This window comes from Corynebacterium sp. BF-R-2, assembly GCF_024586525.1.
Classification (GTDB): domain Bacteria; phylum Actinomycetota; class Actinomycetes; order Mycobacteriales; family Mycobacteriaceae; genus Corynebacterium; species Corynebacterium singulare.
Genome location: NZ_JAMFTP010000013.1, coordinates 1 through 25,262, shown reverse-complemented (window position 1 = coordinate 25,262; position 25,262 = coordinate 1). Strand labels below are relative to the sequence as shown.

The window sequence follows — 25,262 nt, the reverse complement described above, 5'->3', positions numbered from 1 at the left end:
CTTTGCGCCAGTAAGGACTGGCGCAGATGTAAAGCTCTATTCGTCGATGTAGAGCTGGCCGCGGAACTCTGGGTGCATCAGGTTCTCAACGGACAGAACGCGGTTCAGGGTTTCCTCGTCGAGCAGGCCCTTCTCCAGGACCAGTTCCTTGACACCCTTGCCAGTCTCCAGGGACTCCTTAGCAATGAGGTCACCGTTGTGGTGGCCAATGAACGGGTTCAGGTAGGTGACGATACCGATGGAGTTCTCCACGTAAGCACGGCAGACATCGGCGTTAGCGGTAATGCCCTCAACGCACTTCTCACGCAGGGTGTCCACGGCGTTGCCCATAATGCGGATGGACTGGAACAGTGCTTCACCAATAACCGGCTCCATCACGTTGAGCTGGAGCTGGCCAGCCTCAGCGGCCATGGTGACGACGTGGTCATTACCAAAGATCTTGAAGCAGACCTGGTTGACAACCTCTGGGATAACCGGGTTGACCTTACCCGGCATGATGGAGGAACCAGCCTGGCGCGGCGGCAGATTGATTTCCGCCAGACCTGCGCGCGGACCGGACGACAGCAGACGCAGGTCATTACAGATCTTGGCCAGCTTCATGGCGGCGCGCTTGATGGTGGAGTGCAGAAGCACGTAGGCGCCACAGTCGGAGGTGGCCTCAATGAGGTCGCGGGCGGTCTTGATCTCCAGACCGGTGACCTCCGACAGAGCGGCGGTGACCTGGTGGCGGTAGCCAGCCGGGGTATTCACACCGGTACCGATAGCAGTTGCGCCCAGGTTGACCTCGAGGAGGCGCTTCTGCGAGTCACGCAGAATGGCCTGCTCTTCAGCAAGGTTATGGGCAAAAGCCTTGAACTCGTCACCGAGGGTCATCGGCACAGCGTCCTGCAGCTGGGTACGGCCCATCTTCAGGATGTCGTAGAACTCGTTGCCCTTGGAGTGGAACGTGGCCTGCAGCGCATCGATGCGGTCAATGAGGTCTTCCATGGCGTAGTAAAGGCCGAGGCGGAAGCCCGTCGGGTAGGCATCGTTGGTGGACTGGGACATGTTGACATCATCGTTCGGGTTGATGACGTCGTAAGCGCCCTTCTCTTCGCCGAGGTGCTCAAGGGCCAGGTTGGCAATAACCTCATTGGTATTCATGTTGAGAGAGGTACCAGCACCACCCTGGAAGACGTCCAGCGGGAACTGGTCCATGCAGCGGCCTTCCTCCAGAATCTGGTCACAGGCCCAGATGATGGCCTCAGCCTTCTTCTTGGGCAGGACGTGGAGGCGGCGGTTGGCCATTGCGGTGGCCTTCTTAACCTGAACCATGCCACGGATGAAGTCCGGGATGGTGTTGATGGTCACGTAGGAAATCTGGAAGTTCTCAATAGCGCGCAGCGTGTGAACACCGTAGTACGCGTTGTTGGGAACTTCCATGGAGCCGAGAAGGTCGGTCTCAGTACGAGTCTTCTTGGTTGTGGTCGACTTCGGGGCCTTGTTGGTGGCCTTCTCCTCAACCTCAGACTTCGTAGCCTTGGTCTCGGACTGAGCATCCTTCTTAGTGGACTTTGCCATGATGGCTGACTCCTTGCATATAAATCGAAGAACGATGGTGGACACCGTCCATCGTAGCTAGGAGTCAGAATAAAATGTTTGGAATGTGCCCCTAAAATCGGGCAATTCGGAGATCCGACGCCAAGATCGCTTCCGCTCCGATTCCAGACAGGCTATCCATAACCTGGTTAGCGAGTTTTCGAGGAACCATAACGCGGACCGCGACCCAGCCCTCGCGAGCCAGCGGGGAGATAGTCGGTCCAGTCAGACCTGGGGTCACCGCTTCAACATCCGGGAGCTTGTCCTCAGCAACGTTGTAATCCAGCATCACGTAATGACGGGCATTGAGGATGCCGCGAATGCGGCCAAGAACGACGTTTTCTTCGTCGTTAAGCTCTTCCCCAGCGCGCTTGATGACCACTGCCTCAGAGGTCACGATTGGCTCGCCGAAGGGCTCGAGGCCCTGCTGGCGCAGCGTGGCCCCGGTAGAGACGACATCCGCAATGACGTCAGCCACACCAAGGTGAATAGAAATCTCTACTGCACCGTCGAGACGAATGACCTCGGCTTCAATGCCGTGAGCGGCCAGGTGGTCGCGCACTACGTTCGGATACGACGTGGCAATGCGTTTGCCCTCAAGCTTGGCGACGTCCCACTCCTCACCCGCCGGAGCCGCGTAGCGGAAGGTGGAGGAACCAAAGCCCAAGTCGAGAACCTCGTTGAACTTAGCGCGGGAGTCCTGGGCCAAATCGCGGCCGGTAATTCCTAAGTCCAATACGCCCTGGGCAACATAGATGGCGATGTCCTTTGGCCGCAGGAAGAAGAACTCGACACCGTTGTCCTCGTCAACGACGTTGAGGGACTTATTGTGTCCACGGCCTTTGTATCCGGCCTCCTTAAGAATCTCGAGGGCAGACTCGGACAGTGAACCCTTATTGGGGACAGCAATCTTAATCATGGGAGCGGCTTTCTAGAGATAGCGGTAAATGTCGTCGAGCTTAAGGCCTCGTTTGTGGGCCATGACCTGCAGCCAATACAGCAATTGGGACATTTCTTCGGCGAGTTCCTCATCAGACTCGTACTCGGCGGCAATCCAGACCTCGCCAGCCTCTTCGACGATCTTCTTGCCCAGATGGTGAACGCCTTTGTCATAGGCCTCCACTGTGCCGGACCCTTCGGGGCGCTCGGCGATCTTTCGGGACAATTCCTCAAACAGGCTCTCAAAATTCTTCACAGGTGCATATTCTTCCATACAGGTGCATAGAATTCTGCTCTCCAGCCGAAATTCTTGAGTCAGTGGCTAGGTGCGGATTTGAGCAAACCAAGCATGGACGTCAGCTGCGGTCACACCGTCAAGGTGGCGTGAAGAGTGCAGCTGCGAAATCTCCGTTGCTTCAGCAGGGACTGCAACGTGGTCTCCTTCGGGCAACCCGATGACGACGCAGCCAGCATCAACTGCCGCGCGCATTCCGGCGGCGGAATCTTCAAAGACCAAGCACTCCCCCGGTTCCAGGCCCAAGCGCCGTGCGGCTTCGGCATACATGTCCGGCGCCGGCTTGCCGCGAGGTACCTCATCCCCGCAGATTGTGTCCACAAAATATTCTCGCCCCAAGGCCTCAATGGCCGAGTCGGCGACATAGCGCTCGGTATTCGTCGTCACCATCATGGGCACGCCTTGATCCTTGAGCTCGCTAAGGAGCTCCGGAATACCCGGAAAGATTTCGAGGTGCTGGGCGAAGAGCGACTTTACGTAGTCGAACATCAGCGTACGGTAGCGTTCGGTATCACCTGGTTGCAACGTGACGCCAGCTATATCTGCGCAGATGTTGAGGGTGTCCTCAAAGGTGGCACCCACAGTAGCGAGGCGCTCTGTCGGAGTAAGACGGCGCCCTAGGCTCTCCGAGAGGTGAAAGGTCGCTTCTTCCCACAGTGGTTCAGAATTGGTGAGTGTGCCATCCATGTCCCAAAAGATCGCGGATGGACGTGCAGTCTGCTCAGCCAATTAGAAGTCCAGCTCCGGTAGCTGGGACAGGGCCACGTCATCGGCGCCGGTGGCCGCCGAAGCGGAATGAATGAGCTCGGAGAGCTCTTCCTTTTCCTCCGGCTCAAGCACAGCATCGGCATTCTTCCGGTTGAAGGCCGCGAGATTTTCTACCGACGGTTTAACTGCGGTGCTGAGGATGGAACCCTCTGGATCGTCCGGGAGCTTGTCGAGGTCATCGAGAAAACTTTCCAGAATCTTTCGTAGCTCCGGGAGGACGGAGGCATCGAACGGCGCCTCCCAAAACTCCTTCTCGTCTTCCTTAAGGTAATCACCAGTAGCAAAGGACTGAAGGTTGGAGATGAACTCGTCAACGGTGGGCTGGAATTCTGCGCGAATGCTCATGAGCTAGATAATGCCTGAAGATCCTTAGAGGCGCACGCCCAGCAGAGAATTAACTGCTGTACGCATCACGTCAGCTGCCTCAGCAGCATCGTCATGCTCACCGTCAGGACCGCCGTCGGCCGCGTGGGCCGCCCAACCATCCAGTACCTTCAGTGCACGCGGTGTATCGAGGTCATCGGCCAACGCCGCACGTACGTCGTGGATGACGGCTTGCACGGATTCGAGAGACCCCGGGGTCTTCATGGCCGATCGCCACTGCACAAGGCGGTCCTGCGCCGCGCTGAGGACACTATCTGACCAATCGCGGTCACCGCGGTAATGTCCGGAGTAGACACCCAGACGGATGGCAGAGGGGTCAATTCCTGCCTCCACCAGCTTGTGCACGAAGACAAGGTTGCCCAGGGACTTCGACATCTTCGTGCCGTCAAGACCGATCATTCCGGTGTGCACGTAGAACTGCGCCATGCGGTCCACCTTGAGTGCGGCTTCCGCATGAGCCGCAGAAAACTCATGGTGCGGGAACTTCAGATCGGAACCACCGCCCTGAATATCGAAACTGGAGCCCAAACGGTTGGTGGCGATGGCAGAACATTCGATGTGCCATCCCGGACGACCAGGGCCGAAGGGAGACTCCCATGCAGGTTCGCCGTCGCGGTGGGCACGCCAGATCAGTGCATCCAACGGATCACGCTTGCCGGGGCGGTCGGGATCACCGCCGCGCTCCGCAAAGAATGTCTCCATCTGCTCGCGCGAGTAATTGGACTCGTAACCAAAGTTGTCGGTCGCCTCGATAGAGGCGTAGATGTCGGGGTACTCGGGGTCGTCGACGACGTAGGCCGCCCCGACGTCGAGAAGCGCCTGCACCATGACAGTGATCTCATCGACGGCCTCCATCGCGCCGATGAAGTGCTGAGGTGGGAACACCGAGAGCAGTTCCATATCGGAGCGGAACAGATTGATCTGGGAGGTACCCAGTTCACGCCAATCTACGCCATCGCGCTCCGCGCGCTCGAACAGAGGATCGTCCACATCGGTGATATTTTGCGCATAGTTCACCGCATAGCCGTTATCCAACAGTTGACGGTAAATAAGATCAAAAGTCAGATAAGTTGCCGCGTGGCCCAAGTGCGTGGAGTCATACGGGGTGATGCCACAGACATACATGGTGGCTGTATCCCCGTCAATATTCACCTTCGATACAGACTTGTCAGCTGAATCATACAGGTGAAGCGGCACGGGTGCGCCAGGAACGGAGTCGACGTGTGGAACAGGCCAAGAATGCATGCCCACAATCCTAACGCGCGCCGCAGTCCCATGGCGCCTCCGGCACCATTGAGAGCTCCGAAAAGGTCTCGTTTAGGGCACCAGCACGCCCAAGGCCAGCAGAATCATGACGAGGATGCCCACGGGGATACGGTAGGCAGCGAACCACTCAAAGGAATGGTTGCCCACGAACTTCAGCAGCCACGCAATGGAGGCATAGCCCACGACGAACGCAATGCTCGTACCCACGAGCAGCTGCATACCTGTGGCGGACTGGCCCACCGTGGGGCCGAAGGCGTCTTTCAGCGAAAACAGTCCTGACGCCATGACCGCGGGAATGGCAAGGAGAAAGCTGAACCGGGTCGCCACCTCGCGTTCGAGGCCCAGGAACAAACCACCTGAAATAGTGCCACCTGAGCGGGACACACCGGGGATAAGAGCGAGGCACTGGCAGAGTCCCATCACGATGGCATCGCGCATAGTGAGTTCTTCGAAGCTGCGGGTCTTGTTGCCCATGCGCTCGGCCAGGATAAAAACGAAGGAAAAGAGCACGAGCATGGATGCTGTGATCCACAGGTTGCGCAGGTTGTCCCGGATGAGGTCCTTACCAAGGAAGCCGAGGATGCCGATTGGAATGGAGCCGACGATGACCATCCACCCCATCCGGTAGTCTTGCCCGCGCTTGTCCTTGTTGGCTATGCCGATGAACCAGCCTTTGAGTATCTGCCAGATCATTCTGGCGAAGTAGACGATCACGGCCAGCTCCGTACCGAGTTGGATCACGGCGGTGAAGGATGCGCCGGCGTCGTGCCCCCAGAAAAGCGTAGAGACGATGCGCAGATGGCCGGAGGAACTCACGGGAAGGAATTCGGTGAGGCCTTGAACGAGAGACAGGACAATGACCTGCATCCATGTCATGGCGTCAGAAGCTGTTGTTGTAGTCACTCGCGACAGCCTACTAGTGCGCCCTGCGGCTTCCAGCTTTCACCACGCTGACTGCTAGGATGAGAAATCGTGAAAATGAGTCGAGTTCTGCTTTCTTGTGCCCTTCTCACCAGCGTGTCTGCCCTTGCAGCGTGCGATCCCACGGTGGGAGTTGGTGGAGATCCCAACTCAGCCGTCTATGGCCAAGCAGAGCCCGCCGACTCCCCCGCGGCACAGGAACCGGTGGGTAAAGTTGTCGACTTCGATGCAGTGTCAGACACCGCTGCGCTGGACGATGTACTCGCTGTACGTACGAAGAACACTCTCAGCATAGGAACCCAAGAGGAATTCGAGTCGTCGAAGGCACCGAGCATTGACGTTTCTGAACACTGCGGGGACCTCACCGCTTCGCCTCAACACTTTGTCTTGGCCTGCGGCGATAAAGTCCTGCTGTTTGATCCGCAGAAGCCGGATTCCCCACAGGAACTCGCGGTGGAAGAGGAGACCCCAGTGACGGTGGCCGCTGAGGCCTCGACTGGAGAAATCTTCGTCGGCTCGGCGGATTCTGCTTCCATCGGTGTCTATAAGGAGGGCGAGCGCACCACCGAAATTTCTGTGGAGGGCGGGTCTGATCAGCTTATTTCCGTACCCAATCCCGACGGGGCGGACGGAATCGTGCGCGTCTTGCGTCAAGACTCAACGATTCAGTCGCTTGATTGGGAAAAAGATCGCGCCGGTGGCCGCCTTCGCGTTGGTCAAGGTGTGGGTCAGATCGCCGGTGGTGACGGTGCGGTAGTCGTAGCTTCCGATACTGTGGGCAAGCGCGTCGCTATCTACACAGCGAGCGACGTCATCCGTCTGCACCAATTTGGTAACACCGAGGGCACACCGTGGGCGGTCGCCTGGGATAATGAGCGCACCTTGGCGTGGGTCACCACGACTGACAACAACCTTCTCCACGCCTACTCAGTTTCTACCGGCGTGCCGGAGTTGGTTGGGAGCGTAGCGACGGTTGCGGGTGCGCAGAATATCGCAGTGCTTGGTGACGGCACACTGGTCGCCGCCTCCGCCACTGGTGACGGCCTCCAGTTCATCACCGATGCCAAGCTCAGCTCATCTTAGCTGTGAGCTTCTCACTCGGCTTCACTCTTTTTAGACTTCCACCAGCAACTACGGACCAGAAGGATTCTTCATGCAGTATTCCGCGCTCGACCGCGCCCGCCACGCCGCCTACCAGGTAGCACTCAAGGGGATGTTCCGGCTGAGCCCGGAGCGCATCCACGGCATCATCATCAGTGGCCTTGCCGGACTTCAGGCAGCTGGCCCAGCCAACCGCCTGCTGGCTAAGGTTCTTCCAGTCAACGACCCGGTCCTCGAACAGGAAGTGTTCGGCGTGCGCTTCCCGCGCCCGCTGGGTCTTGCAGCTGGCTTTGATAAGAACGCAGCCTCTCCGGACGCGTGGGCGCCGTTGGGCTTCGGCTATGCCGAGCTGGGCACCATAACTCCGAAGGCACAGCCGGGAAACCCTGCACCCCGCTTGTTCCGACTCAAGCCGGACAAGGGCATCCTCAACCGCATGGGCTTCAACAACGAAGGTGCACTTCATGCGGCACGTAACCTTCGTAAGCGCCGTTATAACGATGTCGTTGGAATCAACATTGGTAAGAACAAGGTGACCGACCCAGAGCGCGCTGTGGACGACTACCGCCAGTGCGCCTCGGTTCTCGGTGACCTGTCGGACTTCGTTGTGGTCAACGTCTCCTCTCCCAATACCCCGGGCTTGCGTGACCTTCAAGCAGTGGAGTCACTGCGCCCGATCATGGAGGCAGTCGTGGAATCCACGTCGCGTCCAGTCCTCGTAAAAATCGCACCAGATCTCTCTGATGAAGATATCGATGCGGTGGCGGATATGGCCGTCGAGGTCGGGCTCGCCGGCATCGTCGCCACCAACACCACCATCTCCCGCGAGGGCCTCGCTACCCCGGCGGACGAGGTAGCGGCCATGGGCGCAGGCGGAGTTTCCGGCCCTCCAGTAGCGGCTCGTTCGCTCGAGGTGCTCAAGCGGCTCAACGCTCACGTCGGTGACAAGCTCGTGCTCATCTCCGTGGGTGGTATCTCCACTCCGGAAGAAGCATGGGAGCGTATCACTTCTGGCGCGTCACTCCTGCAGGGCTACACCGGCATGATTTACGGCGGACCTGACTGGATTCGCGATATTCATCGCGGCATTGCCCTGCAGATCCGCAACCACGGCCTGAGCAACATCTCTGAGGCCGTGGGATCTGGCTTGGGCTGGATTGACTAACGCACAGTGCGGCGGATAACCGCTGCACACAACGCCGCGCCTACGGCGTAGAGGAACACGACGTACTGCCCCATCGTTGTCAGAACCGTAGTCGGCAGCGCGCGGCTCGCGACAATGAGGACAAGGGCAAGAATCAGCGCAATGATTTGTTCGCGACTGCCACGTTGATCGTGCCGCTGGCTACTAAATGCCCCGACCAAAAGCGCCGCGCCCACGATGGCAAGGCGTCGCCACGTCCATTCGAAGGTGGCTCCCCACCCGTCCGTGAAGATGGAAATAAGCCCGAAGAGCGCTAGCACAGCGGCCAGTAGGGCGAACGCGCCGCCCACACGCAGGCCGGCCGGGATCGATACTCCTTCGGAGTCGGGTTTAGTACTCATTGCGATGAGTTTAACGGGGATCCTTAATGAGCCTCGTACCAACCCCACGTAACTGCACGGCCCAGTGTATGGAAGAAGAGGTTGAAGCCCAACACAGTGGGCGTCGAATCAGGGTCGATGTCCAACTTCTCCACGTCCACCGCGTGAACCGCAAAGAGGTAGCGGTGCGGGGCATGACCAGCCGGCGGCTGTGGCCCGTAGTAGACACGCTGGCCAGAATCACCGCGCAAGCTGATAACGCCCTCGTGACCCAAATCTTCGACAGCGCCAGCCCCTGTCGGGAGTTCACGAACATCCGCCGGGATGTTGAAGGCTGCCCAGTGCCAGAATCCGGAACCGGTTGGTGCATCTGGATCGAAGCACGTGACGGCGAAAGATTTAGTGCCTTCAGGTACATCACTCCACGACAGCTGCGGGGACACATTCTCCGGTGCACGGAAACGCTCTGCAATTTCCGCGCCTTCCTCGATATCGGAAGAGGTCACGGTGAACGCGGGCACGTCTCCCAACGGCGCGTAGGGGTCGGGGCCCGGAAAGCGAGCGTCCGCAGCATAGTTCGGAGTGGAAGCACTGTTGTTGGATGTGTTGCTAGTCATATTTCCTTTGTACCGGACTTCACTTTTGAGCGCGGAAGATTTGACTGACGTCCTCAACACGACTGTTGATCCTCGCTTCTCGCCCTACTGGTCGCTGCACCGACTTCTGCTGACACACACGCTACTTCCATCGGTGTGTTTTAAGCCCTTCAATGAGGGCTTAAAACACGTAATAACGTGGCGATTTGTGTAGTGCACACGAATCGGGATACAGTATGCGAGTGCCCAGCCGAGAGGCTGAACAAACACCCTAGCCCGGGTGGCGGAATGGCAGACGCGCTAGCTTGAGGTGCTAGTGTCCTATTAACGGACGTGGGGGTTCAAGTCCCCCCTCGGGCACACTGTGAAGTCTCGAGACATCGTGAATACGATGGCTCGGGACTTTTCGTTTCACGCTCATCACGCAGTGAAACCGGGTCCTTTTGAAGGGACCCTTAACCCCCTTTTCTAGACACACTGAGTGCGGTGTGAAGCGTCGGGAGAAAGCTCTCCGATTAAAGGGCGCCACTGGGGATTGTTGGGACGGTACAGTAGATTGCGTTACATGGGCCACGAAGCTCGTGTCCCCCCCTACCTATCCGTTCGTACCCAAGGAGCACCGGATGACGGTAACCTTTACTTACCTCGACCCTTTTACAGCACAGCGCAAAGTTATTGAAGCCCCAGAGGGCTCGGAGTATGTAGTTGTCAAGCGCCGCGGCGAGGCTGTCGTTGACGGTGAAGTCATGAGCTTTCATGCCACGCACGCAGAAGCCCGTGATGCTGTCATGGCAGGACTAACAGAAGAGTTCAAGACTGCGGTGGATAATGAGCCCATCTATGTCACCCATGCGCGCCTCCGTGGTGAGTTTGCTCGCTATGCCACCCGCTAGGCGCGGGAATAAGTTCTCACCACGCTCCGTAGCTTGAGCCACATAGGCCACGTTTGTGGAACGCTTAGGACGTTTCCACAGCCGTGGCCTTTTTCTTTCCCTCAATGTAGCTGTAAAGGCTCTTAATAACGATCGGCGTCACAGAGAGAGCAACGATGAGAAGCATGATCTTCTCAATCGAATCTGCGATGCCGGGGATGGTGCCAAGAAAGACACCGACCATATTCATGGACGCTACCCATGCGACGGCACCACTGACGTTCCACCCCACAAAGTTCTTATACTGCATCCCTGCTGCGCCGGCAGCGACGGGAACGAAGGTGCGAACAATCGGGACGAAGCGGCCGAGAATCAATGCGAGAGGTCCGTGTTTGCGGAAGAAATCTTCGGCTGATTTCAGGTACTCCAGCTTGAGAAGTTTCGCATCATCTTTAAATAGTCCGCGGCCCCAGCGGTGGCCAATCCAATACCCCACTTGGTCTCCCGCAACAGCCGCAGCAATGCCGACAAGTACAAGCAGCCAGATTGACACATGCAGGTCTTCTCGGAGGATTGCTGCGGTCACCAGCAAGGAATCTCCCGGAAGGAAGGGAAAAGCACACCGGACTCCACGAAAACTACTAGTGCGATGCCGGCGATAACCCACGGACCAAAGGCTTGCAGGAGGGTCGCCGCGTCCATGTATGACGCAAGGTGATGAATCGTGTTCACAGGGAACTCCTTGTGAGATGCTCGTCGAGATAATCGACGAAGGATGACGTGCGCGGACGACGAAAAGTAATGCGTAGTCGCATGCACGGAGCTTTAATCAGTTAAGTATCCTCCAGCGACCTCCACTTGTAGCGATCAGAATCGGCATTGACAGATACTTAGTGCCAATCCTTCAGACAAGACACAGATGGTAGGAGCATTCCTCTATGCCGATAGATGGCGCAGTGACGCGCATGGTTGACGGCAGGTTAGGCTAAATACCTTATGAATTCAGGATGGGTAAACAGTTTCGGCGATTACTGTCGGTCGTTGATGCATTCCGCGTGGCACGACGTTCGCGGGTGGACGTGGCATCGTTGGGCCATAGTCGCAGTTGCTGTAGCGGTGTCAATAGCTCTCGCAACGCTTGTCGACGTCCCATCCATCGGCGCTCTTCGCTCTTGGTCGGAGAACCTCGGCAGTTGGTTTATCGCAGCGTTCATCGCCGCCTATGTTTTCTTCACGCAATTTCCTATTCCACGAACCGTGTGGACACTGGCCGCAGGACTCCTCTTTGGGCCTTGGCTGGGACTCGGCATATCTCTGGTGGCTTTGACCATCTCTGCGACGTTGTCACTCATCATTGTCCGCAGTCTTCTTGGCGAGTGGATTCGCCCGCACTTGAGCCACCCGGCAGTAAATAAGATCAATGCCCGTCTCGAACGCCGCGGATGGCTAGCCATAGCCTCACTGCGCCTGGTCGCAGGAGTTCCATTTTCCTTATTAAACTATGTTGCGGCGTTGACGCCCATTCCCATAACCCAGTTTGTTCTCGCCACGCTCATCGGATCCATCCCCACCACCGCCATCGGTGTCTTCTTTGGTGATGCCCTTACAGGTCAAACCGATCCCCTGACCGTGATCGCGCTCATCGTAGCTGCCGCGTTAGGTGTGGCAGGTCTTGTTCTCGACACGCGCTTGCCCGCCACCCCAGGCGTGCAAGGTTCGGTCAAGCGCGAGGAGTAGACTTGGGCTTGTTTCACGTCGAAGGGAGTTCCCCACAGTGCTAGCAGTCCACGCGCGCTACCGCGGCCGTTCGGTGCGCCGCGCCGAATTGGTCCAACGTTCAGCCGCTGCCCTATCCACCTTGGAGGGCATTGGTGAATTCGAGGTCCTAGGTGTGGAGGATATCTGCGCTGTGGCCTACTCGGCGTCCTCGATCTGCGATGTTGTCATGGCCCTACTTGCGGATGGCGATTGGGCCATCGGAATAGGCGTTATCCCCGGGGAAGACGCCAGCGACAAGGAAACTCGCGCAGTAGCTACGGCTGCATTGAAAGGCTCTGCACGCGCCGGCCACGTTTACGCCAAGGTTGACCGCCGTGGTCGTGCAGCTGAGGCCAATGACATCGCGGCCACTTTTGCACTCCTTGGTTTCGTCCTCAACAAACGCACCATGGAAGGCCGGGAAGCTACCTCGCTAGTGCGCGGGGGCCTCAACCAGAATGAGGCGGCTGAGGAGCTTGGAATCTCCAAGCAAGCCATGTCCCAGCGCCTGCAAGCGGCCGGCTGGGCTGCTGAGACCGCCGGTTGGCAGCTCGCGGTTAACCTCATCGAGCGTGCCAACACGACGCACTAGACGCTTTCTTTATAGCAAGTCAGCTTTCGAGAGCTCCGGAGTGGTTACAAAGTCCACAAGCCGTTCAACCGCGCCAATCAGCGTGGAATCGAGATCTCGGAAGGAATTCACCGCGTTGTAGACGCGGCTCCAGCCTTCCTTCGGATCGGACCAGCCCACTCGCTGGCAGATCCCCGTTTTCCAGTCCTCGCCATAGGGAACCTCTGGCCAGACCCGCAGCCCAAGACGCTCCGGCTTAACTGCTGCCCAAATATCGATGAAGGGATGCCCCGTCACGAGCACGTGCTCGCCGACAGTCTGGGTCATACGCGTTTCTTTAGAGCCCTCAACTAGGTGGTCTGCCAGTACACCAACGCGGCGGCCGGGGCCCGGCTGAAACTCTGCGAGGCGCTCCTCTAAGTTGTCGAGCCCTTCAAGGTATTCAACGACAACGCCTTCCACCCGGAGGTCATGGCCCCAGACCTTTTCCACGATCGCGGCATCGTGGATTCCCTCTACCCAGATGCGAGAGGGGGCAGCTACCTTGGCCTCAAGATTTTCTACGCGACGCGACCCTGAATTGGATTTGCGGGGTGCTTGCTTCGCCACGTAGCGAGTCAGAGTCACCGGCTGGCCTTCCACCAGAAACCCACCCTTGACAAGGTTGAACACTCGCTCGACACCGTAGCGGTCCTCCAGTCGTACCACTGGGCCCCAGGCCGTCTTATCAACACCCATGACCGCCCCCACGAAGTCATCTCCCCGAACCTCGACGACCATGCCTGGCTCTGCAGGAACCTCTGGGTAGTCCGGCTTCTTCGTGCGTGCGTGACCGGCGAAAATATCTCCGCCATACGGGTCTCGGGGATTCATGCTCATAGCGGTCTACCCTATCGTCTACACTGGCCAGCCATGGATATGCGCGCCGAGGTCTGGTCCCCTGTTCAAAATGTCGCCTTATGGCTCGGAGCATGGCTCTGGGGCAAAGAATCGACGGATGATTTCCTCGACGCCATTGTGGAGCTCGGCGGTCAACAAACCGGTCCAGACGGTGCAGCCTTCGTTGACCTTCTCGCTCGCCTCCGCCGCGAAACTACTGAGATCATTGATCGCCGTGAACGCGAGCCTCTGCTGCGCCTTGTTCTTTCCGGCCCCGGTGAGGCGCCAGCTCTGCCCGCCGGATCTGAATCCGCTGTCGCGGTAGCACATAACCCAGCCGGGGCCATTGTGGTGCGCACCAACGATCGGGAACACCACGTGGTTCTCGTTCCAGCCTATGCAGACGGAGTAACTATCTGGACTGCCATCGACGAAGACTCTCCACTGCCCGCACCGTCATGGTTAAGCCCGGGCGATGCCGATGCCCTTCTGAGCCGCGCAACTAACGAGTCGGCCGCGCTCATTGAGACTACTGGCTACCGCAGCGACGTTCTCCCGAATCCTCGACTAACAGTGGGAACCCTGAGTGATTTCTATGACACCCCGGGGTTGCCCTCGGCAGTGCCTGAGCGCGCGGCCAAACTGTTTGCGCGTGCGGATCGCGTAGCCGCCATCATCGAAACCGTGACGGACCGTATCAACGATCACAGCCTCGATCCTCAGCTTCTCAGGCTCTGGCGTCACATTCGTCAAGCGCGAATGGCTGGGGTGGCCTACGCACTCAGCGATTTTGCCCGGTGAGCTGGGTACGCAGGTAGGTTTCCTGGATGCCTAGTGTGCCTTTTTCAGCGACCAAATATCGCAGCAGCCTTCAGCGCACGGAGCACCGTTAACGGTGCAGCCCTGCACGGTGACGTTGCCTAATGACTCAGGCTGTGAGCCCTGTTCTAGCTCATCCACAAGGTCGATGATCAGTGATGCGAACCGTTGGGAAGGACCTGCGGTCCGGGTGCGGTGCACACTGACACCCATCTCATCGGCGGCATCCTGCAACTCTGAATCGAGATCCCAGATGACCTCCATATGATCGGAAATGAAACCGATCGGGCAGACCACTACAGCTTCAATGCCATCGTTCTTATGAATCTCGGTAGTGTGATCGACAATATCGGGCTCAAGCCATGGAGTGGACGGGTTCCCGGAGCGGGACTGCCACACGAGGTCGTACTCCTTGACGCCGGCGGCTTCGGCGACAAGTCGAGAGGCTTCTGCAACCTGACGAGAATAGATGTGTTTATCGCCTTCAGCGCCTCCTACGGAGTCATGAGCCGTGGGCACCGAGTGCGCAGTAAAAAGCATGCGCGTCTTCGGTAGCTTTTCCTCCGCTACTTCCGCGTAAGCCTCACGGACCGCGTCCGCCATCTCGCCCACGAACTTCGGATGATCGAAGAATTGGCGCAGTTTAGTAAACGTGATCTCAGGGTATCCCTTGTCCGCGACGTAGTCACGCAGTTTGGTGATGTCCTCATCATACTGGCGGCAGGCACTGTATCCTCCCCAGGCCGACGTAGCGAACACTGCGACGTTGCGAACCCCGTCTTCCGCCATCTGGTCGACGGCTTCTGTGCCGAAGGGGTGCCAGTTACGGTTGCCAAAATACACGGGTAGATTATGTCCGCGATCTTTCAGCTCAGACTCGAGGTTGGCAATGATATCGCGATTGAGGGCGTTAAGAGGGCTAACGCCGTCAAAGTGGAAATAGTGCTCGCCCACTTCTTCCAAGCGCTCGCGCGGGATGCCTCGCCCGCGGGTCACATTCTCCAAAAACGGGACGACCTCCTCGTTTCCTTCCGGGCCACCGAAAGAAAGAACGAGGAGGGCGTCAAAAGTGGAGGGTGCTTGGCCAGTGCCGAAGCCAGCACCGGGGGCCGTACGCTGTGTTTCAGTCATGCCGCCCAGTTTAGCAACGCGCTTGTCTAAAGTAGGCGCACGGCATACGGGGACATTCCGCCTTGCCGTACTGGGGTGATGCTGACATTTTGACCGGACTGTGGAGCCTCAACCATGGTGCCATCACCAAGGTAGATCGCTACGTGCTGGTTGCCACTGGGGCCATAGAAGATAAGGTCACCGCGTTCCATCTCGCTGGTCGGAATCTTCTCACCCTTCTGGTACTGATAGCCGGTGTAGTGCGGTAGAGAGATGCCCACGCCGGCGAAAGCATAGAGCACGAGACCGGAACAATCGAAGCCAATCTTGTTGTAGTCGCCGTGAGAGTCAGCGACGCCGCCATCGCGAATACCCTGGGTCGGTCCGTTTGCGTCGCCGCCACCCCATGCATAAGGAACGCCAACCTGAGAAGTAGCGCGCTGGATGACGGTTTCTATCTTCGCCTCACGGGAAGCATCACCAAGCTTGGAAGTGGCCTTGTCCGTGATGCTATCGGTCGTTTCGAGTTCCTCGAGCACGTCTGACACGTCAGAGGCAAGAGAGTCCTCATCTTCGGAGTCTCCTTCACCACGTGTGCCCCACGAGTTCGACGTAGATTCCGTGGAGGTTTCCTCGGATGTCGTTGTGTCTGCAGTGCTTGCCGACGCCTCTTGGTTCGATACCGACTGTGTCGTCCCCGTCGCTGACTGCTCCGATTGAAGGGCAAAGAGCTTCGATGACCCCTGGGCTAGTGCATCGATTTCATCGGGAGTGAGACTATTGCTGTGGCTGGGTTGGGACGCTGCCACAATAGAGGCAACACTACCCACGACGCCGATGCCCAGAGCGACGGTTTCGGGGTCAAGTGACGTCGGATCAAAGGAACTTCCTCCCGCATGCTCCTTACGGTCTGCAGACTTCGAGGACAATTCCTTCACATTCGGATCGGACGACAAGGTATCCGCTGCGCTAGAGAGCTCCTTCATCTGCTCTGGCGATACCGAAGGGCTGGTTTGCTGCGCTTGGAGCGTACGGTTGCGGGCCTCAACTGCGGTCGGCCCCTCGGCGACAGTAGATTCTTCAGTTGCGACGGAAGCTGGAGCGCTGGAGGACGCCGAAGGCTCCTCAGACTTCTTTGCCTCCTCAGTCGGCTGGTCTTCCGCGGCCGGGTCTTCTGTGACCGGTGCCGTGGTTCCATGGGCACCCTGATCCGCTTCGGTCAAGCTCTCGTCCTGGACGTTAGGTCCAGTCGGGACGGTTGACTTTTCTTCTTCGTCAACACCCTTAGCTTGATTTAAAGCCTTATGGAGCGATGTGAGCTGAGAGAGTAACTCGACACGCTCGGCTGCTGATTCTTCGATTGACGCTTCAGAGTCTGTAAGCGTTTGGCGCGCTGAAGCTTCCGCCTCAGTTGCTTGCTCCTCACGCCGTTCAGCAAGTTGTTGAGTCTTCCGAAGCTGAGACTCCTTGTTTGCCTTCTTGGTTCGTTCCTGCTCGAGCTGGGCTAGTACGCCCTGCTGCTTGTCGGATTGCGAACGGAGAAGAGCCTGGCGCTCAAGCATGTCGGAGCGAGCGTCTTTGCCGGCTGCACGAGAGACCGAGTCAGACGTGTTTGCTCGGCGGTAGGCAGAGCGTGAAATATCGTTAAGCTTTGCTTGAGCCTGAGCTACCTCGTCCTCTGCCAGGCCCAGTTGCTCGCGGGCCGTCGTCGTGCCGCGACGCGCCTGTTCGGCCTTCGTGCGAGCATCATTGAGATCAACGAGCGCTCGGTTGACTGCCTCACGGTGTGAGCCAATCGCGGCCTCGGCCTCAGCAATGCGTTCCTCTACCTGAGCGATGGCCCCTGCAAGGTCTGCGATAGATGGGTTGTCAGACGACAACAGCTGCTTGATGTTGAGCTGCTCTGGTTCCGCCGCTATGGCTGGCGTGACTGATGAGACTGTAGACAATACGGCTGTGGTCGCGATGGCAGTAAACGCTGCCTTAAAGCGACGAAAGCCAAAGGATGAAGTGGTGGCCACGAGAAATATCTCCTCGACACCTACCCAGTTTCCTACCTGCCCTAGGCGCGACAGCAATAGCGCACGCTCGACCCGGGCGCCGGTTACTGCGACACGGGAGAGTCAAGGACAACGGATACGGGGGCACTTCCGTACTACATGCGCTTCTTGAGCAATTCTTTAGGGAAAGAAGGGCATGCCAAAGGAGGGAATGGAGGTCGTCCGGTGCGGACGCACTCATCTGAGACCCTGTCAAAAGCGTGGTTAAGCTACAGCCAATCGGGGTGTACACCAACGCTAAGACCCGGACCATATTCGCGAGGCAGCAATAGGAGCCTCACCCATGGTCCCGATAGCGAAAGGGGCACACGTCACTCGAAGGCCATCGCGCTGGGAGGTTCCTCCTCGCCGAGCGCCCCGCGCATAAAGCATCCTCCTCCGCTGCGCGCGGAGAATGCCCCTATGGCTGGCACCCGACCGGGAACCGACAGGGCGAGAAGCCGCGGCACTTCTCTGCACGGAGCGCACAGGAAGCGAAAAGGAGCCTCTCCCATTCGGAAGGTAGGTGTCTTGTTTTGAAAAAGTCGAACACTGGTACCGACTGCGGCGAGGAACCCGTAACGCTGCGTGCTTGTGAAAGCACGGCGCTCATTTGCCAGACGGTGAACCTCAACTGCCGTATTCGCTCGTGGCGTGCTTCCCCACATACCCGTGCGTCGTCTCAGTTGAGAGTCAAGGCTTGGCCCATGAACACATGAAGCAAGAGTCAACCCGTGAGTCGATACGTGAACCATACGTCACCGACACGCCATTCCGCACACTTTCCTCATTTTTCACATGAGTTAAGTCCAGCCACAGACCCTTACAGAAGTACCTAACCTGCAATGATTTTGTTACCAAGGTGTGATTGTGACGTTTCTCACATAGATGTAACGCAGCCTGTACCAGCGCAATTTACATCCAGGACGAAGCGACAGTCAGTCGCAGTTCATGCTTAATGTGGGCTGCCGACGCGGGATCTCTTTGACTCTTCCCTCAAGCCTGTTCGACAAGTCTTGAGCCTTGCCCGCCTTTCAGCTGAACGACGTCGGGTGTCGATTGAATCCGGCATCCCGGCCACTCGTCGGGCGGGCAGTCCCCGAACGCGGCACAGCGCCAAAACCACTCCCCCACCCTCAAAGTAAAGCCTTAGTGGTTGACTCGTTCGCCTCTTCCCCACTCTCCCAGGGTGGCCGAATCACTCGCGCAAGGCGCATGGCCACCCCGCTGTCCCCGATGAAATCCCCTCGAAACGTTACTTTTGAACTTCAAACTGTCTGTCCGACTGTAGGACAGTTTGAGCACAGATCTCGGCAACGGATTAGTGTGAGATGAACCGGTGATCGTGGGCGGCGCTTCGGAAAGCCATAGCGCCCGCCAACACCGCTAGGCAGAAAATTGTTCCCAGGATGGCAAGCCATGGCGCCGAGAACCCATCGGCCGCTGTGTAGAAGTCATTGAGGAGTGTGACCTGATCGAGGCCTGGGGGCAGCGAATCCTCAGCGGCTTCGAGCGCTGCCCGGTCATAGGAGTTACTTACCGCCGACACCTTCATGGGGGCTTGAAGGATGACGGTGTCGAGACCAGTCTCCTTTTGTAGGGCGGTCGCTAGATCTCGTAGATCGGGAATCTTTTCAGGAAAGACATCAACGACCGCTACCCCGTGATTGGGACGGAGGGACTCGGCGATGGGTTCCTGGAGGGCGTCGTCAAGCGCCAGTTCCGGATTAGAGAAGGCTACGCCATCTTCCGAGAGCTGCTCGGCGATGTTATCGACGTCTACGCCAGCCGGGATCATGAGTCTCTCCTTTATCTCTGCCCGCCTGAGCTTAAACGGAAAGGCTCTGGGTGAAGCTTGTGACGCGCCGGTACCCCCGAAATGGATGAAACAGAACGCCCGTACTGTTATAGTGGCACCAACCGTGGGTTCCAACCTCTACAATGGTTTAGGAACCTTCGCGTTCTGAGAACGTCGATGCGCCGAACTCCTCCGGATGCCGGCATCACCTCGATGAGCTCGATGAACATGTTAAAGGTGTTCGACAACCCACAAGCGAAAACCAAGGAATGGAGCTCCCTGTGACTGAAAGCCTGAACTCCTTCGGTGCCAAGAAGACTCTTGATGTCAACGGTAAGTCCTACGACTACTTCGATATCAATGCGGTCGAGGGCCTGGAGAAGCTGCCGTACTCCCTCAAGGTGCTGGCTGAGAACCAGCTGCGCTACGAGGATGGCAAGAACGTAACCAAGGACCACATTAACGCTTTGGCGAACTGGGATCCGTCCGCTGAGCCGGACACCGAGATCCAGTTCACCCCGGCCCGCGTCCTCATGCAGGACTTCACCGGCGTCCCCTGTGTCGTTGACCTTGCCACCATGCGTGAGGCCATTGCCACCCTTGGTGGTAAGCCGGACCAGGTGAACCCGCTTAACCCGGCAGAGATGGTTATTGACCACTCCGTTATTGTTGAGGCCTTCGGCTCCTCCGACGCTCTGGAGAAGAACGTTGAGATCGAGTACGAGCGCAACCAGGAGCGCTACCAGTTCCTGCGCTGGGGTGCTGAGAACTTCTCCAACTTCCGCGTTGTGCCTCCGGGAACCGGTATTGTCCACCAGGTCAACATTGAGTACCTCTCCCGCGTCGTCTTCGACAACGAAGGCGTTGCTTACCCGGATACCTGTATTGGTACTGACTCCCACACCACCATGGAGAACGGTCTGGGCATCTTGGGCTGGGGTGTCGGCGGCATCGAGGCCGAGGCTGCCATGCTGGGCCAGCCGGTCTCCATGCTTATCCCGCGCGTCGTCGGCTTCAAGCTCACCGGCGAGATTCCGACCGGTGTGACGGCTACCGATGTTGTTCTGACCATCACCGAGATGCTCCGCGAGCACGGCGTGGTCCAGAAGTTCGTCGAGTTCTACGGCAACGGTGTGAAGTCTGTTCCGCTGGCTAACCGTGCCACCATCGGCAACATGTCCCCAGAGTTCGGCTCCACCGCTGCGATCTTCCCGATCGACGAGGAGACCATCAAGTACCTCGAGCTCACCGGCCGCCCGCAGGAGCAGATCGACCGCGTAGAGGCCTACGCCAAGGCTCAGGGCATGTGGCTCGAGCAAGACGCTCCGGAGGCTAAGTACTCCGAGTACCTCGAGCTGGACCTGTCCACTGTTGTTCCGTCCATCGCTGGTCCGAAGCGCCCGCAGGACCGCATCCTCCTTTCCGAGGCTAAGGAGCAGTTCCGTAAGGATCTGCCGACCTACGCTTCCGGTGACGTCGTCGCTGACGAGACCACTCTCGCCGCAAAGCGCATGACCTCCGAGGGTGGCGACGAGAACTCTCTCGTTGACGTCACTGGCGGTCTGAACAAGTCCCGCGCTGGTGAAGGTGAGTCCGCTGCCAAGGGCGGTTCCGGCCGTCAGTCCAACCCGGTGACCGTCACCTCCCCGAACGGCGGCGAGTACACCCTGGACCACGGCATGGTTGCTATCGCATCCATCACCTCCTGCACCAACACCTCTAACCCGTCCGTCATGGTCGGCGCCGGCCTCATTGCCCGCAAGGCAGCTGAGAAGGGCCTCAAGTCCAAGCCGTGGGTCAAGACCATTTGCGCTCCGGGTTCCCAGGTTGTGGACGGCTACTTCCAGCGTGCAGACCTGTGGAAGGACCTGGAAGCCCTGGGCTTCTACCTCTCCGGCTTTGGCTGCACCACCTGTATCGGTAACTCCGGCCCGCTGCCGGAAGAGATCTCCAACGCCATCAACGAGCATGACCTGGCTGCTACCGCAGTCCTGTCCGGTAACCGTAACTTCGAGGGTCGTATCTCCCCGGACGTCAAGATGAACTACTTGGCTTCCCCCATCATGGTTATCGCTTACGCTATTGCCGGCACCATGGACTTCGACTTCGAGACCCAGGCGCTGGGCCAAGACCAGGACGGCAACGATGTCTTCCTTAAGGACATCTGGCCTTCCCCGCAGGAGATCGAGGACACCATCCAGCAGGCTATCTCCCGCGAGCTCTACGAGGCTGACTACGCTGACGTCTTCAAGGGCGATGACGCATGGCGCAGCCTGGACGTTCCGGAGGGTGAGACCTTCGAGTGGAACGAGGACTCCACCTACATCCGCAAGGCTCCGTACTTCGACGGTATGCCGACTGAGCCGGAGCCGGTCGAGGACATCAAGGGCGCTCGCGTTCTGGCAAAGCTCGGTGACTCCGTCACGACCGACCACATCTCCCCCGCCTCCTCCATTAAGCCGGGCACCCCGGCCGCTCAGTACCTGGATGAGAACGGTGTGGAGCGCCAGGACTACAACTCCCTGGGTTCCCGTCGTGGTAACCACGAGGTCATGATGCGCGGCACCTTCGCCAACATCCGCCTCCAGAACCAGCTGGTCGACGTTGCTGGCGGCTACACCCGCGACTTCACCCAGGACGGTGCTCCGCAGGCCTTCATCTTCGATGCTTGCGAGAACTACAAGGCTGCTGACATCCCGCTGGTCGTTCTGGCCGGCAAGGAGTACGGCACCGGTTCCTCCCGTGACTGGGCTGCCAAGGGCACCAACCTGCTGGGTGTCAAGGCCGTCATCACCGAGTCCTTTGAGCGTATCCACCGCTCCAACCTCATCGGTATGGGCGTTATCCCGCTGCAGTTCCCGGAGGGCGAGTCCCACGAGTCCCTCGGCCTCGACGGCACCGAGACCTTCGACATCGATGGCATCGCAGCCCTCAACGAAGGCGGCATTCCGAAGTCGGTACACGTCACCGCCACCAAGGAATCCGGCGAGACCGTCGAGTTCGATGCCAAGGTTCGCATCGACACGCCTGGTGAGGCCGACTACTACCGCCACGGCGGCATCCTGCAGTTCGTGCTGCGCCAGATGGTCAAGGCCTAAGAAGGCTCAAGCCGCTTTGAGAGCCCACGAGGTGGGCTCTGCATAGCTCAGCGGAAGGCCGGCTAGCAACGAGATGAGTGCTGGCTGGCCTTTCTTTATCCACAAAGCTTTCCATTTACCGAGTCGTTGGCATGTATTTCCCTACTCGGTTCCCCTCCCTTACCCGCTATCGTTGCGGCAGTTTCGTGCCGCGCTTCCTTCCAAGGAGATTGTCCAGCCATGCCGATTATGAGCGATTCTGAGCTCAACCGCCGCCGTAACGACATCCTCGTCGGGGCGAGAAAATGCTTCGCAGAGCATGGCTATGAAGGTGCCACAGTCCGCCGATTGGAAGAGGCCACCGGAAAGTCACGAGGCGCCATCTTCCACCACTTCGGTGATAAGGAATCGCTCTTCCTCGCGCTGGCTCGGGAGGATGCCGCCCGGGAGGCGGAGGTCGTGGCAAACAACGGTTTGGTCGAGGTGATGAGCGAAATGCTCCGCCACCCTGAGCGCCACGAGTGGCTCGCCACCCGCCTAGAAGTGGCCTCAATGCTGCGCACCGATCCTTCCTTTGCCACTCGCTGGCGCGAGGAACATGAAGTCCTTGGCAAAGCCGTGCGCGCCCGCTTGGAATCCAATGCTGAGAAGGGCCGGCTACGCGACGATGTCTCCATCGACACCTTGGTGACCTATCTGGAGACCTTTATGGATGGATTCATTAACCGCCTCGCACTGGGTGACACGTCGAACTTGGAGCAGGTTCTTTTGTTGGTTGAGCAGACAATCCGCGGAACGCGCACGCAGTAGTTGCACACTGTTTCCTCGTTATGGGCACTGTGTCCTCATGACGCTGTCAGGCATGGAGGTCCACCCACACACGATTTACGGGTACTGCTCCCCCAGGGGCCTGTTGTACATAGCCCACAGGGTTTTACTACCGCTAGTCTGTGAGGTATGACTCATTCTCCTATCCGACTGCCGCGCACAAAGCTCAAGATCTCAGATAAGGCGCGAGCTTACCTTGCACCAGAGGAATCTCAAACGCATGATTCCCAGCCAAATCGGGAAATCGACCGCAGCGGTATCAGAGAGGTCATTGACTCCACTGGCTTGCCACCGGGCCGCGCAAAGGCAAGCGATGTGCTCGCAGGATTATTCATTGGTTTCTTCGGCGTAACTGCGGCTTTCCTCGCACTTATATTCGGGTTTGTAATCTTCATTTCTGCTGGAAGCGACGAGGGAGATAGCTCCGGTATAGTGCATGGATTCCTAATTTGCGGGGCGCTCGCAGTCTTGTTTGTCGGTCTTGCAATTCTCGTTGTACGAAGTGAGAAACGTAGTTCCAAGCGCACGTCCATTGCCTGGAAAAACGGATGGATCGAATACCGGCCGGCACTCATCGGGGAATTGGTGTTGCATCGGCGCAGGAGGAATGACGACTCAACAGAACATTACTACAAAGCTCCACTACTAATTCTTCAACCAGATGGCTCAATGCCGAAAGCATGGTGCGCCGAATTTGTCAGCGCCAATCCCAATTGGCTAAAGATGCGCGGTTTCACCGTGGCGGATGGCCCGCTGGTTGCCACGGTGGACTTCAACCATAACAACGGTTGGCATGTCGTTGCCTACCGTGCTGACGATCCCAACCCCACTCCCGCGCTTCAACACGGGCTCAGCAAAGAGCAAATGGAGGCTGTCTTGACCTTCGCCGAAAATTCATGGGTGAAGTAGGTCGGATGTTCCAGAATTCACTCGCACCATTCGAATTTCAGAGTCATTTCTATTCTGACCGAATTATCCCGAAGACCAGGCGGTCCGTGTCCTCTCCTAACCCGGCACCCGCAACGCCCGATGTCGCACGAGCTGTCTACGCCGCCGGCCCTTTCCCCGGAAAATCAGCGCTCAATAAGAAATCATTGGTGGGGCGTGCCATCCTTGTGCTAATCCTCGCAGCTTCCGCCACTGCCCTAGTCATGGACGATGAGGTCATCATCCACCCGGCGATTTCCTGGGCCATCAAACTGCTCTTGTCCGCAGCGTTCATTGTGGGAGTACACGACCTTGGGAAATCAATCCGACGCAACACTTGGGGTGCGCAGCGCGTTCGACTCGCCGCACAGAACGGATGGCTCGAGTATTACCCAGCGCTTGTAGGTGAAATCTGGAACACTGGCACCGTCGAACATGAATATGATCCGACGGAGTATTGCTACCGGGCCAAAGCGAGACTGTTTTCCAGGGATGGTTCGAGCTTCGACATCACTACTGAAGCCTTTCTTGACAACCGTACTCCTGAGGAATGTGCTCGCATGGGCATCGCTGTGGTCAACGATGAAGAAAACGCGAAGTTTGAGCGAGTGAACGGTTGGTACCTAGCAGGTCACATAGCCACCAAGCCGCTTAGTGAAGCCGGCTTCTTGCACAGGCTCACGGAAGGTCAAGTGCGGGCTGGGATCACTGCTGCACTGCGTGCTTAGTAATGCGGGCTATGCCTCCAAGGCGAAGCTCCCCATCCAGCACTATAGGTGCTGGCTTCTCAGTTAGTGTGCGAACTATGACACAATCCCCCATCACTCTGCCGCGCACCAAATTGAAGCTTTCGCCGCATGAGCCGAGAACTCTTGCAGCTCAACAATCTACAGCCGATGTATCTCAGCCAAATCCACATATAGATCGCAGTGGTATCCGCGAAATCATCGATGGCGCCGGCCCCAGCCCGGGACGCGCCCTCCTGGAAAAGAATTCCACTGGACTCATCACCGGAATACTCGTCACTACCGTCTTTATCATAGGCCTCGCGATAGCTGCAGCCGCCTTTGCGGTGTACTCGGAGACGAATGTTCAGAAGACTGAAATGGTAGCGGTGTGGTGAGTATCTGGTAGCGCCTGAGTGAGTATCCGGTAGCGGTGTCTTACTCAGGCGTTGTTGGTGGTTATGTGCGGGTGGTCAGTCGCATGTTT

The 25,262-nt window shown here is 58.1% G+C and carries 24 protein-coding genes, 1 tRNA gene and 1 pseudogene; 12 read left to right on the top strand and 14 right to left on the bottom strand.

Going from position 1 to position 25,262, the window contains the following annotated elements:
• Positions 1-36 precede the first annotated feature (36 nt).
• The 7 genes from aspA to M5J09_RS10265 all read right to left on the bottom strand — a co-directional run bounded on the left by aspA (position 37) and on the right by M5J09_RS10265 (position 6,106).
• On the bottom strand, positions 37-1,560 hold the full coding sequence (aspA, locus tag M5J09_RS10295) for an aspartate ammonia-lyase (RefSeq protein ID WP_042530835.1): 1,524 nt from the start codon (positions 1,558-1,560) through the stop codon (positions 37-39).
• Positions 1,561-1,651: 91 nt separating this feature from the next.
• Positions 1,652-2,497 (bottom strand): ATP phosphoribosyltransferase, encoded by an 846-nt coding sequence (gene hisG, locus M5J09_RS10290; protein WP_042530832.1) that lies wholly within the window; start codon positions 2,495-2,497, stop codon positions 1,652-1,654.
• A gap of 12 nt (positions 2,498-2,509) precedes the next feature.
• Positions 2,510-2,773 (bottom strand): phosphoribosyl-ATP diphosphatase, encoded by a 264-nt coding sequence (locus M5J09_RS10285; RefSeq protein ID WP_070536706.1) that lies wholly within the window; start codon positions 2,771-2,773, stop codon positions 2,510-2,512.
• Positions 2,774-2,839: 66 nt separating this feature from the next.
• Positions 2,840-3,541 carry an HAD family phosphatase gene (locus tag M5J09_RS10280; protein WP_257157783.1) on the bottom strand — a complete coding sequence of 234 codons (702 nt, stop codon included), beginning with the start codon at positions 3,539-3,541 and terminating at the stop codon, positions 2,840-2,842.
• Complete coding sequence (locus M5J09_RS10275) at positions 3,542-3,925, bottom strand: hypothetical protein (RefSeq protein WP_042530828.1); 384 nt, start codon at positions 3,923-3,925, stop codon at positions 3,542-3,544.
• 24 nt (positions 3,926-3,949) lie between these two features.
• Complete coding sequence (gene mshC / locus M5J09_RS10270; protein ID WP_257157782.1) at positions 3,950-5,209, bottom strand: cysteine--1-D-myo-inosityl 2-amino-2-deoxy-alpha-D-glucopyranoside ligase; 1,260 nt, start codon at positions 5,207-5,209, stop codon at positions 3,950-3,952.
• A gap of 72 nt (positions 5,210-5,281) precedes the next feature.
• Complete coding sequence (locus M5J09_RS10265; RefSeq protein ID WP_186302181.1) at positions 5,282-6,106, bottom strand: undecaprenyl-diphosphate phosphatase; 825 nt, start codon at positions 6,104-6,106, stop codon at positions 5,282-5,284.
• 102 nt (positions 6,107-6,208) lie between these two features.
• Between M5J09_RS10265 and M5J09_RS10260 the strand changes: the two genes are divergently transcribed.
• Together M5J09_RS10260 and M5J09_RS10255 are read left to right on the top strand one after the other, a co-directional pair.
• Positions 6,209-7,234 (top strand): hypothetical protein, encoded by a 1,026-nt coding sequence (locus M5J09_RS10260; RefSeq protein WP_257157837.1) that lies wholly within the window; start codon positions 6,209-6,211, stop codon positions 7,232-7,234.
• A 70-nt stretch (positions 7,235-7,304) separates the two neighbouring features.
• On the top strand, positions 7,305-8,417 hold the full coding sequence (locus M5J09_RS10255) for a quinone-dependent dihydroorotate dehydrogenase (RefSeq protein WP_042530821.1): 1,113 nt from the start codon (positions 7,305-7,307) through the stop codon (positions 8,415-8,417).
• Here the strand turns inward: M5J09_RS10255 and M5J09_RS10250 are convergent.
• Positions 8,414-8,797 carry a hypothetical protein gene (locus M5J09_RS10250; RefSeq protein ID WP_070536453.1) on the bottom strand — a complete coding sequence of 128 codons (384 nt, stop codon included), beginning with the start codon at positions 8,795-8,797 and terminating at the stop codon, positions 8,414-8,416. The genes M5J09_RS10255 and M5J09_RS10250 overlap by 4 nt on opposite strands.
• Positions 8,798-8,820: 23 nt before the next feature.
• A complete protein-coding gene (locus M5J09_RS10245; protein ID WP_257157781.1) occupies positions 8,821-9,393 on the bottom strand; it encodes a YbhB/YbcL family Raf kinase inhibitor-like protein in 573 nt (190 codons plus the stop codon).
• Between the two features lie 253 nt (positions 9,394-9,646).
• Between M5J09_RS10245 and M5J09_RS10240 the strand changes: the two genes are divergently transcribed.
• Positions 9,647-9,732, top strand: a tRNA-Leu gene (locus tag M5J09_RS10240).
• A gap of 263 nt (positions 9,733-9,995) precedes the next feature.
• Positions 9,996-10,265: a hypothetical protein gene (locus tag M5J09_RS10235; protein ID WP_042530816.1), complete on the top strand. Its 270-nt coding sequence runs from the start codon at positions 9,996-9,998 to the stop codon at positions 10,263-10,265.
• Between the two features lie 64 nt (positions 10,266-10,329).
• On the opposite strand, the pseudogene M5J09_RS10230 reads toward M5J09_RS10235, so the two are convergent.
• Positions 10,330-10,946, bottom strand: a pseudogene (locus tag M5J09_RS10230) (DedA family protein).
• Between the two features lie 294 nt (positions 10,947-11,240).
• Here M5J09_RS10230 and M5J09_RS10225 point away from each other — a divergent pair.
• Entirely contained in the window at positions 11,241-11,981 is a 741-nt protein-coding gene (locus tag M5J09_RS10225) for a TVP38/TMEM64 family protein (RefSeq protein WP_257157780.1), read from the top strand.
• 37 nt (positions 11,982-12,018) lie between these two features.
• Positions 12,019-12,594 carry a MarR family transcriptional regulator gene (locus tag M5J09_RS10220; protein ID WP_144792905.1) on the top strand — a complete coding sequence of 192 codons (576 nt, stop codon included), beginning with the start codon at positions 12,019-12,021 and terminating at the stop codon, positions 12,592-12,594.
• 9 nt (positions 12,595-12,603) lie between these two features.
• Here M5J09_RS10220 and M5J09_RS10215 read toward each other — a convergent pair whose 3' ends face one another.
• Positions 12,604-13,446 carry a DUF3097 domain-containing protein gene (locus M5J09_RS10215; RefSeq protein WP_257157836.1) on the bottom strand — a complete coding sequence of 281 codons (843 nt, stop codon included), beginning with the start codon at positions 13,444-13,446 and terminating at the stop codon, positions 12,604-12,606.
• Positions 13,447-13,485: 39 nt separating this feature from the next.
• Between M5J09_RS10215 and M5J09_RS10210 the strand changes: the two genes are divergently transcribed.
• Positions 13,486-14,253 carry a hypothetical protein gene (locus M5J09_RS10210; protein ID WP_257157779.1) on the top strand — a complete coding sequence of 256 codons (768 nt, stop codon included), beginning with the start codon at positions 13,486-13,488 and terminating at the stop codon, positions 14,251-14,253.
• Positions 14,254-14,283: 30 nt separating this feature from the next.
• Here M5J09_RS10210 and M5J09_RS10205 read toward each other — a convergent pair whose 3' ends face one another.
• The 3 genes from M5J09_RS10205 to M5J09_RS10195 form a co-directional block, all read right to left on the bottom strand.
• Positions 14,284-15,402 carry a ferrochelatase gene (locus tag M5J09_RS10205; protein ID WP_257157778.1) on the bottom strand — a complete coding sequence of 373 codons (1,119 nt, stop codon included), beginning with the start codon at positions 15,400-15,402 and terminating at the stop codon, positions 14,284-14,286.
• Positions 15,403-15,428: 26 nt separating this feature from the next.
• Positions 15,429-17,402, bottom strand: coding sequence for a DIP1281 family NlpC/P60 protein (locus M5J09_RS10200; protein WP_257157777.1), 1,974 nt, complete (start codon positions 17,400-17,402; stop codon positions 15,429-15,431).
• 1,339 nt (positions 17,403-18,741) lie between these two features.
• A complete protein-coding gene (locus M5J09_RS10195) occupies positions 18,742-19,218 on the bottom strand; it encodes a DUF6676 family protein (RefSeq protein WP_070536465.1) in 477 nt (158 codons plus the stop codon).
• Positions 19,219-19,499: 281 nt separating this feature from the next.
• On the opposite strand from M5J09_RS10195, the gene can reads away from it, so the two are divergent.
• From can to M5J09_RS10170, 5 genes are all read left to right on the top strand, one after another.
• Positions 19,500-22,316 carry an aconitate hydratase gene (can, locus tag M5J09_RS10190; RefSeq protein WP_210385396.1) on the top strand — a complete coding sequence of 939 codons (2,817 nt, stop codon included), beginning with the start codon at positions 19,500-19,502 and terminating at the stop codon, positions 22,314-22,316.
• Positions 22,317-22,535: 219 nt separating this feature from the next.
• Positions 22,536-23,105 carry a TetR/AcrR family transcriptional regulator gene (locus M5J09_RS10185; RefSeq protein WP_257157776.1) on the top strand — a complete coding sequence of 190 codons (570 nt, stop codon included), beginning with the start codon at positions 22,536-22,538 and terminating at the stop codon, positions 23,103-23,105.
• A gap of 147 nt (positions 23,106-23,252) precedes the next feature.
• Positions 23,253-24,032: a hypothetical protein gene (locus M5J09_RS10180; protein ID WP_257157775.1), complete on the top strand. Its 780-nt coding sequence runs from the start codon at positions 23,253-23,255 to the stop codon at positions 24,030-24,032.
• An 86-nt stretch (positions 24,033-24,118) separates the two neighbouring features.
• Positions 24,119-24,778: a hypothetical protein gene (locus M5J09_RS10175; RefSeq protein WP_257157774.1), complete on the top strand. Its 660-nt coding sequence runs from the start codon at positions 24,119-24,121 to the stop codon at positions 24,776-24,778.
• 77 nt (positions 24,779-24,855) lie between these two features.
• Positions 24,856-25,173 carry a hypothetical protein gene (locus tag M5J09_RS10170; protein ID WP_257157773.1) on the top strand — a complete coding sequence of 106 codons (318 nt, stop codon included), beginning with the start codon at positions 24,856-24,858 and terminating at the stop codon, positions 25,171-25,173.
• The last annotated feature ends 89 nt before the right edge of the window (positions 25,174-25,262 follow it).